Origin of the sequence: Candidatus Cryosericum terrychapinii (assembly GCF_003570925.1) — a bacterium.
GTDB lineage: Bacteria > Caldisericota > Caldisericia > Cryosericales > Cryosericaceae > Cryosericum > Cryosericum terrychapinii.
The window spans coordinates 134803-150504 of the sequence record NZ_QXIS01000006.1; the positions used below are offsets into that span (position 1 = coordinate 134803).

The window sequence follows — 15702 nt, forward strand, 5'->3', positions numbered from 1 at the left end:
CAACAGGGGGCGGTCCATGGCCGGAGACAACATGCTGCACGCCGAAGTTCGTCAGACTGAGGGACTCACATTCGTGGCACGCGGGCCTTCCAATCACTGGGTTGTGCTGGACACGTCCGAATCGGGTGGCGGTCACGGGGCGGGGTCCAACCCCATGGAACTGTTACTGATGGCGCTTGGTGGATGCACGGGGATGGACATCGTGTCGATTCTCGCCAAGATGAAAGAATCGTACATGGGATTCCGTGTCGAGTTGTCCGGCGAACGTGCGGAGGAGCACCCCCACCGGTTCACCCGCATCTACGTTGACTACTACCTGACGAGTGACTCTGTTTTGACAGACAACGTTGCCAAAGCGATCCGGCTGTCCGCCGAGAAGTACTGCTCCGTCGGCGGGACACTGGTGCCCGGTGTCGCCTTGGTCCATAGGTATCACATCATCCGGGGCGCGGGCGAGGAGACCGGTGAGGTCGTCTGATCGCCTGGTTAAACCGGTACGTCTGGATTGCTGACACGATGTGTGGTGTCAGCAATCCGCGTTCTGACCCCTGACGCTTCGCGGAGGGCGAAGCCCTCCACCAGAACTCGACGCTGGTCATGACAGAGCCTCTGGCCCTGCCACTCCGACTTTACTCTGGTCTATGATTTGATATGATAAGAATATGGGAGCCAGAAGACATAGGAACAGACATCAGGATCAGCCTCCCGTTGGGACGCCAGTCGCTGGGTTGGGCAAGAAGGAAGTTGCTGCGCCGAGTGCCGCGATAGCAGACACCTCCCAGGACCATACGCTCGACGCGTTCTTTGATCCCGCGCATATACGTCTGAGCAGTGTCATGCAGCGCCAATCTGAGCTGGCGACTCTCGCCTGGCACTTCGCCCTAGCGTCCGTGTTCGTGCCTGTGGCCGGCATTGTCCTCGGTCTTCTCGCGGTCCTGTTCGCGCGCGAAGCCCAGGACATGTTCGATCTTGTCGGGGGGACCGACTTCGACCAGCGCCGGGCACACAAGGCTCTTATCATCGGGGGCACGATGACAGGAATCTGGCTGATTGGAACGGTTGTGCTCATCTTCATTCTAACGTCACGCGGATTCTAACGCCGCGTCGCGTCTACACCGCAGTAATCCCGACATGTCGAGCTACACGACGCTGGTCTGCGACGCGGAGATTGGCCGATTGTCACAGGTGCAGTAGACTGCCTCAGAACTTGTAGCCGAACTGTCGCAGCATAGTCTTTCTGTCTGTCACGTCGCCGTCGCTTTCGATGCCCTTCGGTTTCTCTCCGTCGATGACGCCCATGATACCACGGCCGGTTCCGTCGTCCGCGACAACCACCTTGAGCGGGTTTGACGTCGCGGCGAAGATCGTGCAGACCTCCGGCACCGTCTTGAGAGCGTTGAGCACGTTGATCGGGTAGGCGTTCCCAAGCAGCAGGATGAAGATGTGTCCGGCGCCGATGGCCAAGGCGTTGTCCCGGGCCAATGTGGTCAGGTGCTCATCCGTTCCGGCGCACCGCACAAGGCAGACCCCCGATGCCTCGTTGAATGCCAGCCCGAATTTCACGCCGGGCACAGCGTTCACCACAGCCTCGTAAATATCCTCGAGACTCTTGATGAAGTGTGTCTGTCCGATGATGATATTCATGTCCTCGTCCTTCCTCACAGCTACCAACTCCAGTTGCATGGCATCACCTCCACAGGCATTGTAGCGCCAGACACGGTCTCGGCAACGAGTTCGCACCGAAGCATTTCGGCCAACGGGAAACTGGCCTGGTCCGTGGTCTCCAGCAAGGTCCAGTTGTCCCAGACGCGCATATCGCGCTGCATCCAGTACACGACGGGCCTGTCGGACCACCTGGGGGGGGGTTGTTGAACGCTCGATTCTTTCGCGATTGTGCCACACTATTTCTCCTGGGTTCCCTGCGTCGGTTGACAACCCATGCATGCTTGGTACCCTGCATGCAGGGACAGTACATGTGAAGCTGCGCCCAATTGACAGGAGGTATCCATGCAATACAAGATCATGTATCAGCCGTCCTACTCCTTGCTCGAGCTGCAACTTGACCCGTCTGAGTCTGTCGTCGCCGAATCGGACGCCATGGTTAGCATGACATCGAACGTCAGGATGGACACAGGAGCCAAGGGAGGTCTCTTTGGCGCACTGAAGCGCTCTGTCGGTGGGGAGAGCATGTTCCAGAACACCTTTACGACCCAAGATGGCCCGGGCAGCGTGACCTTTGCCCCGACCATGGTGGGGGACATTGCAGCTCGCGACATGAGGGGCGAGAGCCTGTTCGTCCAGTCAGGCTCATTTCTTGCGTCGTCTCCGACGATTGAGCTCGACACCAAGTGGGGTGGCGCCCGGACCTTCTTCTCCAGAGAAGGGCTGTTCGTCCTCAAGGCGACCGGCGTGGGCATGTTCTTCATGTCCAGCTATGGTGCCATCCACGCTGTAACACTGGCTCCGGGAGAGCAGCTGGTCATGGACACTGGCCATATGGTGGCCTTCGACGCGACGATGGGCTATCACGTCCGGCCTGTCGGAGGTCTGAAGCAGACACTGTTCTCAGGCGAGGGTCTGGTCGTGGATCTCACCGGACCGGGCACGATCTATATGCAGACGCGCAACTTTGGAGCTTTCGTGAACTACTTGGTCCCCAAGCTGCCCTTCAAACGTGACTAAACGTCTCTCGTGAACGAGGAAAAGGCCGGCAGCATTGCCGGCCTTTTCGCATGGAAGGATGTTCACGAGCACTGACTGCCCGGCAGAACTACTCGACGACGATAACCTCTGGCGCGGTCGACGACATGTTGCTCTGGACGACGGCTGCGCGTTCAGCGGCGATCGCCCTGAGATCCCTGTCCTGCGTCAGTTCCTCGCGTTCGAGGAGCAGGACGTCGTCGCGATGGTCCAGCCGCCCTCTCTCGACAAGAAGATCTCCTGTGTGCAGCAGGAGCATCCGGGCTCGCGACAGCGACTTGGCGATGTAGAACCAGGCCTTCTCTGTGACGGCGGACGTCTGCATCATCGCTTGGTACCTCTTCCTGAGCAGGACGTTGTTGCCGCCGGACAGCGAATCCAGCCAGGCGAGCGGATCACGGGCTGCTTGCACGCGAGTGGCTGCCCCGGTTTCGCGTGCCCGCAGCAGGGCAACAGGAAGCAGGTCACTGCGTTCCTGCAGGGTTGGAGATCCGACGTCGACGATAGATGTCCTGAAGAAGGAGAACGCCCGCATGAAGGCTTCCAGGTCGCGCTCGACAGTGACGTCCGTGCACAGCATGCGCAGGGCCTGTTCGGAATCCCCCTTCGCTATCGCTTCGGCAGCGAGGCGCGCGGTATCGTCGGAGACCCTGGCTGCGATGCGGTCGAGATGCGTCCACGGGTCCAGACCGGCCGTGTCGCTGGCTGCCTCGAGGACTTCGCCAAGGCGGTCCTGGATGCCGCGGTGTGCCAGCGCATGGTTCAGGTCCTCTGCCCGGAACGAGGACGAAACCAGCAGCAGGAGGAGGTCCAGAACGAGAGGATGCATGAAGGTCAGCAGCTGTTGCAAGCTGGCCAGCGTCTCGTCGCCGGTCAGGGTCTCGACTTGGACGCTGTCCAGCTCCGCGAGGTGGGTACTGTTGTTGCTGATCCATCGTTCCAGGCGAGGCACGGCGAGCCGAATGGCTACCGCCGCGCGCGATGCACGTGGAAGACGGATGAGGGACTTGGCGGACAGTCTGACTTTGGCAGTCGTGCGCCTCAGCAGCAGGTCGTCCAGCGCGTCTTGCGGCAGCCCTGCGCGGTCGAGCAGGTTGCGGGTGAAGGTTGAGTCGATGTAGACGGAACCGTCGAACACTCTCGCGACGTCGTCAGGGACCGTCGGTACGGTGGAGCCGAGCAGCAGTGCCCCGGTGTCCTTCGACAAATTGTGGAGAAGTTCGACGACGATATCGGCTGCCATCGGGGCCAGCGGGCGTGGTGTCAGACGCGCCAGCGCACGTCGTGAGAACGCTCGTGCGCCAACGTGCGCAGGGGCAGGAAGGGCAGACAGGAACGTCAGTTCCTGACCGTCCCAGATCCAGTCGAGGATGCAAGGCATGGCCATCCGGTCACCGAGGAGCGTGGCCAGACGTGCAGACTGCGTAACAGGGCGTTCGTCAGCGGGTGACGGCGTTGGCCGGTGGAGGACCTCACCGGTCGTACTGACAGTCCACTCCCAGGCAGCAGCTTCACCATCGCCTGTACCTAGCGTACATTGTACGATGGCATTCGACTCCCCAAGGCTGGCATTCGGCGACCAGGCGCGGCCCGAGAGTCCGGGGTGGAGCTCGGCGCGTTGCGCGAGGACCGCCATGGAGGCGGTCGACAGGTACTTGGCCTCCGTCACGCCGGCGTCACGGGCTCTCTGGATAGTCTGAATGTCCAGAAGTCGCAGCCATGACTCCCGGATGCCGTCCTGCAACTCCGTGAGTGTGTGGAGGATCTCCGCCGTGTCGAAGGTCCCCGGGTCGAACCAAGACCACGCTCGTGGCACGACCGGGGAGCATCGTTCCATGATGTCGGGACCGACCGATTCAAGCAGCCGGGCGAAGGAGAGGGTGTCGGCAGAGAAGTCGTACTTCTCCAGCGCGCGCCGGGCGTCAGCCAGCGTTTTTGCTCCCGCAAGGGCATGACGGTACGCAGTTCCAGGCAGGACAAGTGTCTCGGTAACGTTGAAACTGCCTGCAATCATGGCAAGGGTGGCCTTGCCAGTCATACCGACGTTGCGAACAGGAAGGAGGCGTCGTTCCTGCAATCGGATCCATTTCATGGGGAGGCCGTGACATCGGCGCAGGCCTTGTTGTACACACGCAGGATCATAAACATTGCCCATGCCAGCAATGTGGTCGTCGCGCCAGCGGCGATCCGCAGGATGAGGATGATGGACGCGGTGGCCGGGATGATGACGCCGGCCCCGAGGAGATCGATGAAGATGGTCAGGAACATCGCAGCAAGGATCTGCCGCTTCTTGAGTCCACTACACGCGAATTGTGCCATCAGGTCACCTCAACTGGCCGCTCATGTGCCCAAGTAAAGTCTTTGAGTTCAAAGAGGCCAGCATCGCATCCGTGCGTGGGGGCCTGGATTGATCTGACGTGAGCATCTGGCCACAGGCATGGACGGTTCCAGACTGGCGGAGAGGGTGGGATTTGAACCCACGTGGCAGGGGTTACCCACCAACCCGCTCTCCAGGCGGGTGCTTTCAGCCGCTCAGCCACCTCTCCGCATGGTAGGAACGCGAACAGAACAAGTATACGGAAAACGTCCCCAGATGCAACGAATTGAGAGCAAACGGCAGACTATTCCTACGATCCCGGCGCAGTCCGCTTCTGACTGGCTAGGCTGTCCAGGACGTAGATGGTGTTCTTGCCGCTCTTCTTTGCCTGGTACATCGCAAGATCGGCGAGCAGGAGCAGGTTCTGTGGATCGGACACGCGGTCCTCGAAGTTTGCCACGCCGCCGCTCAGCGTGACCACGGAACGGAAGTGGCGGTGGTCACGAGCGCTGTTGCGTTCGACAGACGCGAGGATACGCTCGGCGGCCTTGCGCGCGTCGGTGGGAGAGGCGCCCGGCATCAGGATGACGAACTCCTCGCCGCCGTATCTGTAGGCTGAATCGACAGTCCGGATACTATGGCGCAGGATGTCCGCGATGCCCTGGAGGGCGAGGTTTCCATCCAGATGGGAGTAGGTGTCGTTGTACTTCTTGAAGTCGTCGATATCGAAGAACAGGAGGGAGAACACTTCACCAAACCGTGCTGTGCGCTCCGACTGTTCAATGGAGTGTGTCACGAACGCGCGATAGTTGCCCAGGCCCGTCAACTCGTCGGTCACCGAGAGCTCATCGATACGATGGACATAGAGGATGTTCTCGGCGACCAGGCTGCAGTCCGAGACGAAAGCTTCCACCATGTGCCGCTCTTCGTCCGTCAGAAGCACGGGGCGTTTGAACGACACGTACAGGACACCATACAGGACACCTTCGAGTGTTATGCGGAGTGTCAACTCGGTCATGGCCCCTGGGGCGAGCGGGACCATAGTGTTCGAGACTTCAGAGTGAACGACCGACATGCTGGGACTGCTGAACGCTTCGGCCAGGATACCCGGCTCGACTCCTGGCTCCGGAGTGAACCCAGTGATGTCAGCCTGGCTGACGACCAGCTGTCTGGATTCTGCTTCGAAGGGGACGTATGCCGATCCGTCCGCCTCGATGACATCCTGCAGCTTGCGAGCCGTTGCAGCCAGGAACTGTTGCAGGTCTGTGCGCTTGAAGGAGGTGTCGAGCAGTTCCTTTGCCGCTAGTCGATACTTCGTGAGCAGGGCAGAGCGCTGCTTCAGGAAGATCTTCTGTACGATGGATTCCGCATAAGCCATGAAGAGGTCAAATGCACTGGTCTCGCCGAGAGTCAGCAGTCTGTGGTCTCCAATGCCCATGATGACGAAGCCCACGAGGCGCTGCTCGAAGTCCAGCCGACGGACCAGCAGGTCGCGACCCTGCAGCAGACCGGTGATCGAGCGCGACAGCGAGTGCGTTACATCTAGTCGAGCCCGCAACTCGCTTTCGAAGAGACGGACAGGTTCCGCCTCTTCCGCGCTGGCGGCCCGGATGGCAGTCCAGGCTCGTGCCGTGTTGCCCGAGTTTTCCAGCAGGATGACACTCCCTGGCCTAGGCAAGATTCGCTGCAGGAGGCGACTGAGATGCGCCGTTGCCTGTTCGGTCGTCGAGACGTCGATGTTTTCCAGCTCTGCTCTATTGATGGCTTCGCGGATATTGCGCTGCTCTTTGACTTCTTCCCAGATCAGCCTTCCCTGCAGAAATCCCTGTACCTCTCCGGCAACCGCCAGGACGTCAGTGGTAACGTCGTTGGTGAAGTAGTCGCTCTGGCCACTTTCCAGGTTAAGCACGGCGATGACCCGTCCTTCCGCATTCTTCATCGGGATGGCCAGCTCACTGTGCGTGGTCTCATCGGCCATGATGTAGTTGGCATAGTCGGTGATGTTGGGAACATTGACGATCGTTCGCTCGCGCAGTGCTTGTCCAAGGACGCCTGCTCCTGCGTTCATGCGGGCAATGATCTCCTGAGGTGGGACAGGGGATTTGGGCGCCGGCACCGAAAAGAGCCGGGTGAAACGGTCGTTCTCTACCATCAGCAGGTCAATGCACGACAGCTGGAACGCGTTGTTCATGATGGAGAGGAAACTGCTGATCTCCTCCTCGAACGGCAAGGGGGAGACGATGGCCGAGGACAGCTGGTTGGTGACGGTGAGCGTGAAGTTCTTGCGCTTCAGTGCCTCCATCATCGTGGCGTTGTCCAGCACCGAGGCAGCAATGTTCGCAAACGATGTGAACAGGGCCAGGTCGTCTTCGTTGAACGGATTCTCGACGCCGATACGGCTGACAGATACCAGGCCGTACTTCTGGCTGCCCCTGCGCAGTGGGGCGACCATTATTGATTCGGGCTCTTCGGGGGTGCCGTAGATTTGCATGGCGCGCGGGTCCAACAGGGCGTTCTTGATGAGTTCGGGAGTGTCGCCGTCGAAGGTCTTGCCCAGGATTCCCTCTCCCCGTCGGATGCGCAGGTGCGAGAGAGCCTCGCGGTATTCGCTCTTGGCGGCGACGACGGACAGGTGCTCCATATCCGCATCGATGGTTGCAACGATAGCGTCGTCGGCCGAGAAGAACAGCGCTGCGCGGTCCGTGATGGCCTCCAGAACCTGTTGATAGGCCTGAGACGCGGCCATGTCCTGGATGATGGCGGTAAGGAAGGACAACTTGTGGAAGGCGGCCTGCATGCGCTCCTTGTCACGACTGACATCGGCGACGCGGGTATCCATGGCGTGAAGACTGTGCCTGACATGTTCGTCGGCAACATACGACAGGATCCCCACGCCCGCTACAGCAAGCATCCCTGTGCTGATGCCCCCCCAGTTGGCTGACCGGAGCGCCTGTATGAAGCCGCTGCCCTGCTGCTGAGCAATTGACAACCCTTGGCTTACGACGAGGCTTGCCAGGGCAGCCGTCAGGTACAAGGGAAAGTGCCCGTTCTGCAGGATGATGGACGCAATGACGAGGAAGGCGCCACTCACGACGAAGCTGGCGTCAAACGGCAGGATGCGTGTTCCGCCATAGAACACGGGCTTGCCCATCAGTAGGGGGCTGCCCATCGCGCCCAGGAAGAGGTTCATGGCGATGCCATCGAACAGAATCTGGTGGCGGAGGATGGCGCGCGCCACGCCGCCGCGAGGCGCGAAGCGTTCCATGAGGTCAAGCGCAACGTTGAAGGCGATTCCGGTGACAAGGATCCCCGGTAGAAGCACGAGCCGGATAGCTCCAGGGGTCTGGCTGAGCATGGCAAGAAGCCACCAGACGCTGCCTCCAGCAATGACCGCGTACCGGAGCAGAATGAGTATTCTGGCTGTGTTGCGTTCGCCAGGTTTCACGGTCTGCAAACCCTTTCCATGGAGAAACTATAGCATGCCCAGCGAAAATGCCAACCATGGCGCAGGTCATGTGCTGACAGGTCTGGACGAGAGAGAGTCAGGGAGAGCTTGTCAGTGAGATGGCAGTCTAGAGACTGAGGAGAACCTCCACAACGCGCGAGGAGGCGAGGATGATGAGGAACGAGGCGCCGGCCAGAGCGAAGGCCAGGACTGGCGCCCAGCCGGCCGTGGGCCCGCGTTGCGGTTCGGCTGCTGTCAGGACCTGGCGCAGCAGGTGCTCCGGTACCGTCACGCCGTCGACAGCCGCGTGATAGTGTGTCCGAAGCAACTGGTCAAGCTCGTCGTTACTGTGTTCGATGGTCACGATGTGCCTCCAGGAAGGCCTTCAGCGCTTCCTTCGCGCGGAAGAGGCGCGATTTGACGGTTCCCACGGGCTTCCCGATGAGCCCTGCGATCTTCTCGTAGGACATCTCCTTGTAGTAGTAGAAGTACAACACGTCTCTCAGGTCGCCCGAAAGGTGCCGCATGCCTGCCGCGACATCCTGTACGGTCTCCGCTTGCACCGGGTCATACCCTGTCCCATCCGAACCCGGCTGCGGCAGGGCGTCTCCCGGGGTCAGCAGGGGAAGCTCTCGCCCTTTGTGCTGACGAAAGCTGCTTGCTTCATTCATGGCAATCCTCATGACCCACGTTGTTGGACTGGAATCGCCACGAAAGGACGGGAGAAAATGGCGCACCTTGAAGAACGTGGACTGGAAGACGTCGTCCGCGTCGAACCGGTTGCCCATTCGTGAGACCAGGTATGTGTAGATTTCATCTGCACAACTGTTCATAAGCGTCTCGAAATCCAGGAGCATCGATGCTAGAAGAAATCTGTCAGGTTTGGCAGGATGAGATACCGGTACGGCAGGACGACGACCAGTGCCCCGATCCAGCTGACAGTCAGTGTTGCGGCGAAAGCGATGCCCCACCATAACACGGCCTGTCTGAACGACAGCCCCAGCATTGCTGACACGACCAGGCACGCGAGCACGAAGGCTGTGACGAACCAGAGGACCGCCCACGGAAGTGCCTGGAACAGCGTGCCTCGGATAAACGAGAATCGTAGCAGCGCTGTCGTGCGAGGCAGGATCAGCGGCCCAAACAGCAGAAGAAACGAGATGGCAGACACCAGGAATGCCTTGAACCAGGAGAGCTTGACGGGCAGACGGTACGTGTCATAGTGCACCATGAACAACATGACGAATGGTGCAACGACGACACCGCCTAGCAGTCCGGTCAGTCGAGCCGTAATCAGGCCCGGAATGATGCCGAACATCTGCGCTCCCTACCCTCCCATCCCCGTCAGCTGGGCATGCAGTACGTTGCACCTGGCCACAAGAAGGCGGGTCCGTGTGATAGTTGTCAGGAAACGCTCCTGTCCTGCAGTACTCCTTTTCAGAAGTATCCATGCGGCTTCTACATGCTTCTCCGCAGCCAGTGCGAGGACGTCGGCGAGAAGGCAGTCACTGGCATGCTGGTCCCGGACAATACGTCGAGTTGCGCTGTTCACCTGATCGAGCGCAGCCAGGTAGGTGCGGACGAGGAAACGGTACTGTGGCGTAGTCCCTTTGAGTGAGCGCGCAAAGAGCAGTTCAGTGGTCACGAAGGCCGCCAGCCCGCGCGCAGTGTCCGAAGTCGTCTTGTTGTTGGTCCTGTAGAGATTCAGGTCGTCCGTGAACGTCGATGCCGCACTGGCGGCCGGTGCCAGCAGCGAACAACACAGCACGCCAACCATCAGGCAGGAAATCAGTCTCAGTTTTCTCATCACATCACCCATCATTAGACAGCCGATGCTCCTGCATTGTTCACGGGCGGGCGTAGTCCCGCCCTGGCTGGAGGCTAGCCCGTATGGCTCAGCTCCAGGAAGGCCTGCAGCGCTTCCTCGAACCGTGAATCTTCCAGCAGACTGTTGGCGTATTGCATCGTCACATGAACGGGTTCGGCCGGTTGCAGCGGTCGTTTGGAAGGAGTGACCTCGGCGACGAATTCGGCCACAGATACTGGTTCCCGAATGACGGGGGGGATCGGCTGAGGAACACTGGACACTGGGCTGGATTCTTCCGTGGCTGAGTCCGGGGTGGAGGCCCGGACGACTTCGGGGCTGGTGTTGACCAGCGGACGGGACATCGGAGCCGGCGCGGGTGTCGGCCGCAAATCGCGTGCGATGAGCTGTGCCTGTTCCAGCATGCTCGCCATGTGGGCCATGACGGGCTGTGAGGGTACTGCCGGTTCTTCGGTCGTCAGGGAAGCGACCGCGGGGGAGATCTGGGGAGACGCTTCCGGTTCGGAAACTTGAGGTTGCTGGGGAATGCCCGGCAGCATAAAGGTCTTCTCAAGCGTGGTAGCAGTCCTTTCCTCACATGGCGTCAGGGCCGTTATGTCGAGAGCATCCACTTCCGTCGTTCCAATGAGGTTCTCCAGCTCCCGAACGGGCAGCACCATGGCGAAGATGGAGTCGGGAAGGTCCTCGAGAGACTTGATGAAGTTGATATGGCGTAGCGTCTCCTCATCGAGGTTGGAGTAGCCCAGGCCGGTGGCCCGGTCGTTGAGCGGGTCGACCTCGAGCAGACGCCGGACGAAGAGCTCCCCTTTCTGATGGTTGCCGAGCTGGTCGTCATACGTTTTCCACAGCAGATAGAGTCTCTCAGGAAATGCTTCATAACTTGCCAGACCGCTCTCCAGCAGGACGAGGGCCTCACGGATCTTGCCGCTGCGTCGCTGCAGAGAAGCAAACAGTGCCTTCAGCACAGGGTCGGTCGGGTTCTGCTCGACCAGTTGCTGCACATCGGCCTCGGTCATGTCCGGGACGCGCAGTTTGAGGTTGCTGTATGCTGCGAGAAGTGGGTTCTGGACCTGGGCGACACAGATGGCCCGGCGGTTGCGGAGTCTGAGGTCAGTGAGGAAGGTGTTGTCGGAGGAGAGCGAGAGACACTTCAGGAACGCGAGTTTGGCTTCGTCGGTGCGCCGCAGAGCCAGTAGGATGCTCGCGTGGACCAGATAGCAGAGGGGGCTGGCAGGATCGATGTTGAGCGCGTACCGGCTTTCAATGAGAGCTTCGCCGGGCTTGTTGCGAAGGTAGTACCCCAGCGCGATGGCCAGCTGGACGCGGAGGCTCTTGGAGGAGACCGACAGTGACGCTTCCAGAGCGGATTTGAGTGCATCCTGCGGGCGGTCGGAGAGGATGTACAGATACGTCTTGCCAACGCTGACCAGCCCGTCGTGCGGGTTGCGTTCGAACATCGCTTCGTACAGATTCAGCCGGTCGCCCAGGTTTTCCTGTGTCATTGCGTCACTCTCCTCGCACATTATTGCCCTCGAAGTTGTTTTGTCAAAGCATTTTGGAGCGGCAATGCCCTGCAAAACGGCAGCACGTCGTTACTCCCGCCTAGCGCAGGAGCGACACCAGGTTCCAGCCCCAGTTGACCAGGGCGCCAAGGACGAGCGCCAGCACGACCTCGCCCACACTGACCAGCGCCGCGCGGCGATTGCCGAACTCACGTTTCAGTGCAGCGATGGTGCTGACACAGGGGACGTAGAGCATGACGATCAGGGCGAAGACGTACATCTGCTGAGGTGTCACGACTGTCCCAAACTGGGATGTATGCATCAGCGTGGCCAGCATGATGAGCGCAAGCTCCTTGCGCAGGACGCCAAAGATGAGGACGACCAGCGCCACAGGAGGGAGCCCCAGGACACCCTGAGTGAAGGGCGCCGCCCATGTCGTGAGAGGAATCAGCCACCCCAGTTTGTCGACAACATAGAGGACGACAGAGCCGGCCGCGATGATGGGGAACGCGAAGATCACGAAATCCTTGAGCCTGAACCAGGTCTGCTTGAACGTGATGCGCAGTGGCGGCCACTTCAGCTTCGGCATCTCCATGATGAGTCCTGGATTGGTCCCCGGGATGAAACGGTTCAGCACGCGCCCGACGATGAAGACGATGATGAGACTGATGATGTACAACGACAGCGCGGGCCAGAAACCCATGAAGGCGCCTACGAGTCCCAGGATGACGACCGTGCGCGCTGAGCATGGGACGAGCGTCGCGAGCACACCGGCGATGAAGCGGTCCCGGTCGCGTTCCATGATCCGTGTCCCCAGGACTGCGGGTACGTTACACCCAAACCCGAGGATGATGGGCATGAACGCTTTGCCGTGCAGGCCCATGCGGTGCATGATGGCGTCGGTGAGAAATGCCATGCGCGCCAGGTATCCCGAGTTCTCCAGGAACGACAGGATGATGTAGAATGGAACGATATAGGGGAGAGCGACGGAGATGCCTGCCAGGATACCCTGCAAGACGCCGCCCCACAGGAAGTCCCGCAGCCACGGGACGATGGGGAGAGCCAGAAAGACCTTCTGCAGAGAGCTGAAGAGAGCGTCCAGGACAGAGGAGAGCCGGCCTCCCAGGACGAAGATGAGACCGAAAACGGCGAACATGACGGCGACCAGTACCACCCATCCGAAAACGCGATGGAGCAGGACCTTGTCCAGGCGGTCGCCCGGCGCGTCGTCACGTCGTTCGGGTCGCCGTACCGATGCGGTGGCAATGCGGGCACAGGCACTGTACCGTTCCGCGGACATGATGCTGGCGCCCGATTCTCCGTGGATCTGTTCCAAGTCGTGCGCAAGTCTGGCTGCCATTGCAGTCACGGAATCACACGCTCCGCAGTGTCCCACGATCTCAGCGTCTCCCTCCAGCAACTTGATAGCCAGAAAACGCGGAGCGTAATGGACCAGCTTGGCAGGAAGGGTGATCGTTGTGAGTTCCATCTCGAGCGCCTGAATGGCGCCCTCGACCTCCTTGCCATAGGTCATCGGCGCGGCGGGGGGTCTGCCAGCCGTTGCCAGGCAGGCGTCGACCAGAGCGTCGAGTCCTTTGCCGGCAGCTCCCGATGTGCGGACGACGGGTACGCCCAGAAGAGAGGAAAGCTTCGACTCGTCAATGACCAGACCCTCCCTGACGGCGAGGTCGATGAGGTTGAGCGCTGTGACGAGCGGGGCGCCGAGCTCCCTGAGCTGAAGGGTAAAATACAGGTTGCGTTCCAGCACCGTCGAGTCGACCACGTTGACGACGACGTCCGGCTGGGCCTCAGCGATGAACTCGCGGCTGACCACCTCTTCCTGTGAATAGGTTGACAGAGAATAGATGCCCGGGAGGTCGACGACCCGGATGTGTTTCCCCTTGTAATCAAAGGAACCCTCCGCCAGTTCGACGGTTTTGCCCGGCCAGTTGCCGATGATCTGGTTCATGCCGGTCAGGGCATTGAAGATGACGGACTTGCCGACGTTTGCGTTGCCGGCCAGTGCGATGGTCAGGTCGAAACGTTCCCCGCGTACAACGCGGGGCTTGACTTCGCAGCACTCCATCATCGGTCTTCCGGTGTGACAAGGATCTTCAGGGCAATGCCGCGCCCGAGAGCAACGCACGCCCCGTGGGATTCGACCTCGACGGGTCCTCCGGATTGACGGTTACAGACTGTCACGGTCGAACCCTGCCCCAGTCCCATGTCTTCCAGTCGCCTTCGGACTACCGGGCCTCCGCGTATCCAACGTACGCGGTAGGGTTTTCCCGTGTCTGCCTGGTCCAGCGTGACCGCTCCGAGGTCGACCATACTGGTCACCATGGCCATACGCTTCTCGAGGTCCGCGGCATCAGTGTCGGTCAGGACATGTTCCAGCTTGCATGCCTCTCTATGGGCGGCATCCTTCCGCAGCCCAAGCATGCACAGCATACGCTCGGCCAGCTGATGCCGGCGCACGATGCGTCTGCCTGTCGCGCGTCCCTTCTTCGTGAGATTGAACGATGACCCTTCGGTCGTGACATCGCCGGACATCACTAGGTCGAGCCGTCTGCCGGCGAGGTCCTGGTCTGCCGCCAGGTCTGCGGCTGTCGAGGAGTGGTGCGCTTGCTCAAGACGGCAAAGCGCCTCCAGGCACTCTTCGCGGTCTTCCGACGTGACTGATTCGTTTTCGTTGCTCATGTGACACGGTCCTCTCTGACCGCTGCATGCGGTCTGCCAGGCTATGCCCGGTCGGTGACGCTGACCTTCCCTTGCGGGAGGTCTGCCGGTGATGCTATCCGGCGTTCAATTCCTTGATCGTAGCGGCCAGAGCCATGATGAGTTCCGGCGTTCCCATCGACTCTTCCCCCATGACCTCGGCTGCCGCATCTCCGGCAAGTCCATGGATGAAGGCTCCCTGAGCCGTTGCCAGGTCAGGCGCCACTCCACGCGCAACCAGCGAGAGGATGATGCCCGCGAGAGCGTCACCCATGCCGGGTTTGGCCATGCCGGGATTGCCGGTCGTATTGATGTACAGCGAGCCGTCAGGCAGGACGGTGAGCGAGCGGTGTCCCTTGAGATGCACGACAGCGCTTGCCTGAGCAGCAAGTGTCTGCGCTGAATTCAGCGTTCCACCCTTTTCAACGTCCTCCGGTGTCAGGTCCACCAGACGGGCGAATTCGCCGGAGTGCGGGGTCAGGATCGTCGGGTTGTCGCGTTTCCACAGCACGTCCAGATGACCCACACAGGCGAACAAGGCGTCGCCGTCCAGGATGAGCGTTCCCTTGAAGGCGGTGGCAAGAAGCAGGACGGCCTCCAGCGTCCGGGGGTCGCGCCCCAGGCCTGGACCTATCAGTGCCGCAGTCGTATCTTCCAGCAGTTCCAGGATATGGGGGAGCGCCTCGACGGTAAGGACGTCACCGGCGAACGCTTGAACGATCGGCCCGTCGACCTTGACGCGGACGACGTCCGCGATGCTCTGAGGCACAATGAGGTGGATCGTGCCTGTCCCGGTGGTGAGTGCGGCCTCGGCGGCAAAGACGGGAGCGCCCGTGTAGTCGGGAGAGCCGGCGATGATAGCCACCTTGCCATAGGTGGCTTTGTGCATGGTCCGCATCCGCTCCGGGAACTCGGGGGGCTCGGTCAACTGAGCATGGATCGCACTCTGTTCCAGCAGGATGTCGGGATAGATGAGCTGTTCGACGTGGACTTCGCCTGCCGCTTCTGTGCCCGCTCCCATGTACAGGCCCAGCTTTGGCAGGCCGAATGTGACGGTATCGCTGGCAAAGACGGGAGTCCCCAGCGCCATGCCGGTGTCGCAGTCGATGCCGGACGGGATGTCTACCGCCACGACAGCGTGCGCGAGACTTGCGTTGACGATCTCGATGATGTCCCCGGCTATTCCTGAAACCAC

General features: G+C 60.6%; 15 protein-coding genes and 1 tRNA gene. 3 read left to right on the forward strand and 13 right to left on the reverse strand.

From position 1 onward, the window contains the following. The first annotated feature begins 16 nt into the window (after positions 1 to 16). Both SMC7_RS01495 and SMC7_RS01500 read left to right on the forward strand, forming a co-directional pair. A complete protein-coding gene (locus SMC7_RS01495; RefSeq protein ID WP_119088612.1) occupies positions 17 to 478 on the forward strand; it encodes an OsmC family protein in 462 nt (153 codons plus the stop codon). A 250-nt stretch (positions 479 to 728) separates the two neighbouring features. Beyond that, positions 729 to 1097 carry a hypothetical protein gene (locus tag SMC7_RS01500; protein WP_119088613.1) on the forward strand — a complete coding sequence of 123 codons (369 nt, stop codon included), beginning with the start codon at positions 729 to 731 and terminating at the stop codon, positions 1095 to 1097. Positions 1098 to 1200: 103 nt separating this feature from the next. Here SMC7_RS01500 and SMC7_RS01505 read toward each other — a convergent pair whose 3' ends face one another. Continuing rightward, positions 1201 to 1683 carry an adenosine-specific kinase gene (locus SMC7_RS01505; RefSeq protein ID WP_119088614.1) on the reverse strand — a complete coding sequence of 161 codons (483 nt, stop codon included), beginning with the start codon at positions 1681 to 1683 and terminating at the stop codon, positions 1201 to 1203. A 324-nt stretch (positions 1684 to 2007) separates the two neighbouring features. Between SMC7_RS01505 and SMC7_RS01510 the strand changes: the two genes are divergently transcribed. Continuing rightward, positions 2008 to 2682 carry a TIGR00266 family protein gene (locus SMC7_RS01510; protein WP_119088615.1) on the forward strand — a complete coding sequence of 225 codons (675 nt, stop codon included), beginning with the start codon at positions 2008 to 2010 and terminating at the stop codon, positions 2680 to 2682. An 88-nt stretch (positions 2683 to 2770) separates the two neighbouring features. On the opposite strand, the gene SMC7_RS01515 is transcribed toward SMC7_RS01510, so the two are convergent. From SMC7_RS01515 to SMC7_RS01570, 12 genes are all read right to left on the reverse strand, one after another. After that, positions 2771 to 4792, reverse strand: a complete 2022-nt coding sequence (locus tag SMC7_RS01515) for a hypothetical protein (RefSeq protein ID WP_126850695.1) — start codon at positions 4790 to 4792, stop codon at positions 2771 to 2773. Continuing rightward, positions 4789 to 5019, reverse strand: a complete 231-nt coding sequence (locus SMC7_RS01520; protein ID WP_119088617.1) for a hypothetical protein — start codon at positions 5017 to 5019, stop codon at positions 4789 to 4791. Before SMC7_RS01520 ends, SMC7_RS01515 begins: the two co-directional genes overlap by 4 nt. A 134-nt stretch (positions 5020 to 5153) precedes the next feature. Beyond that, positions 5154 to 5246 (reverse strand) — tRNA-Ser (locus tag SMC7_RS01525). 81 nt (positions 5247 to 5327) lie between these two features. After that, on the reverse strand, positions 5328 to 8462 hold the full coding sequence (locus SMC7_RS01530) for a diguanylate cyclase (protein WP_126850696.1): 3135 nt from the start codon (positions 8460 to 8462) through the stop codon (positions 5328 to 5330). Between the two features lie 127 nt (positions 8463 to 8589). Then, positions 8590 to 8826: a hypothetical protein gene (locus SMC7_RS01535; RefSeq protein WP_119088619.1), complete on the reverse strand. Its 237-nt coding sequence runs from the start codon at positions 8824 to 8826 to the stop codon at positions 8590 to 8592. After that, entirely contained in the window at positions 8807 to 9295 is a 489-nt protein-coding gene (locus SMC7_RS01540; RefSeq protein ID WP_165845041.1) for an RNA polymerase sigma factor, read from the reverse strand. The genes SMC7_RS01535 and SMC7_RS01540 overlap by 20 nt, the downstream gene beginning before the upstream one ends. 29 nt (positions 9296 to 9324) lie before the next feature. After that, complete coding sequence (locus SMC7_RS01545; RefSeq protein ID WP_119088621.1) at positions 9325 to 9780, reverse strand: hypothetical protein; 456 nt, start codon at positions 9778 to 9780, stop codon at positions 9325 to 9327. Positions 9781 to 9789: 9 nt separating this feature from the next. Further along, positions 9790 to 10269, reverse strand: coding sequence for a hypothetical protein (locus tag SMC7_RS01550; protein ID WP_126850697.1), 480 nt, complete (start codon positions 10267 to 10269; stop codon positions 9790 to 9792). Between the two features lie 74 nt (positions 10270 to 10343). Then, on the reverse strand, positions 10344 to 11789 hold the full coding sequence (locus tag SMC7_RS01555; RefSeq protein ID WP_119088623.1) for a tetratricopeptide repeat protein: 1446 nt from the start codon (positions 11787 to 11789) through the stop codon (positions 10344 to 10346). A 100-nt stretch (positions 11790 to 11889) separates the two neighbouring features. Continuing rightward, a complete protein-coding gene (feoB, locus tag SMC7_RS01560) occupies positions 11890 to 13878 on the reverse strand; it encodes a ferrous iron transport protein B (protein WP_119088624.1) in 1989 nt (662 codons plus the stop codon). Next, a complete protein-coding gene (locus SMC7_RS01565) occupies positions 13875 to 14489 on the reverse strand; it encodes a DtxR family transcriptional regulator (RefSeq protein ID WP_119088625.1) in 615 nt (204 codons plus the stop codon). The genes feoB and SMC7_RS01565 overlap by 4 nt, the downstream gene beginning before the upstream one ends. Positions 14490 to 14583: 94 nt before the next feature. Continuing rightward, a partial coding sequence (locus SMC7_RS01570; RefSeq protein ID WP_126850698.1) for an NAD(P)H-hydrate dehydratase occupies positions 14584 to 15702 on the reverse strand: 1119 nt, incomplete at its 5' end.

Bases quoted from the DNA above. Each gene is read 5' to 3' on its own strand.
- SMC7_RS01495 (WP_119088612.1), top strand. From the start codon at position 17: ATGGCCGGAGACAACATGCTGCACGCCGAAGTTCGTCAGACTGAGGGA.
- SMC7_RS01505 (WP_119088614.1), bottom strand. From the start codon at position 1,683: ATGCAACTGGAGTTGGTAGCTGTGAGGAAGGACGAGGACATGAATATC.
- SMC7_RS01510 (WP_119088615.1), top strand. From the start codon at position 2,008: ATGCAATACAAGATCATGTATCAGCCGTCCTACTCCTTGCTCGAGCTG.
- SMC7_RS01515 (WP_126850695.1), bottom strand. From the start codon at position 4,792: ATGAAATGGATCCGATTGCAGGAACGACGCCTCCTTCCTGTTCGCAAC.
- SMC7_RS01520 (WP_119088617.1), bottom strand. From the start codon at position 5,019: ATGGCACAATTCGCGTGTAGTGGACTCAAGAAGCGGCAGATCCTTGCT.
- SMC7_RS01540 (WP_165845041.1), bottom strand. From the start codon at position 9,295: ATGAACAGTTGTGCAGATGAAATCTACACATACCTGGTCTCACGAATG.
- SMC7_RS01545 (WP_119088621.1), bottom strand. From the start codon at position 9,780: ATGTTCGGCATCATTCCGGGCCTGATTACGGCTCGACTGACCGGACTG.
- SMC7_RS01550 (WP_126850697.1), bottom strand. From the start codon at position 10,269: ATGAGAAAACTGAGACTGATTTCCTGCCTGATGGTTGGCGTGCTGTGT.
- SMC7_RS01555 (WP_119088623.1), bottom strand. From the start codon at position 11,789: ATGACACAGGAAAACCTGGGCGACCGGCTGAATCTGTACGAAGCGATG.
- feoB (WP_119088624.1), bottom strand. From the start codon at position 13,878: ATGATGGAGTGCTGCGAAGTCAAGCCCCGCGTTGTACGCGGGGAACGT.
- SMC7_RS01565 (WP_119088625.1), bottom strand. From the start codon at position 14,489: ATGAGCAACGAAAACGAATCAGTCACGTCGGAAGACCGCGAAGAGTGC.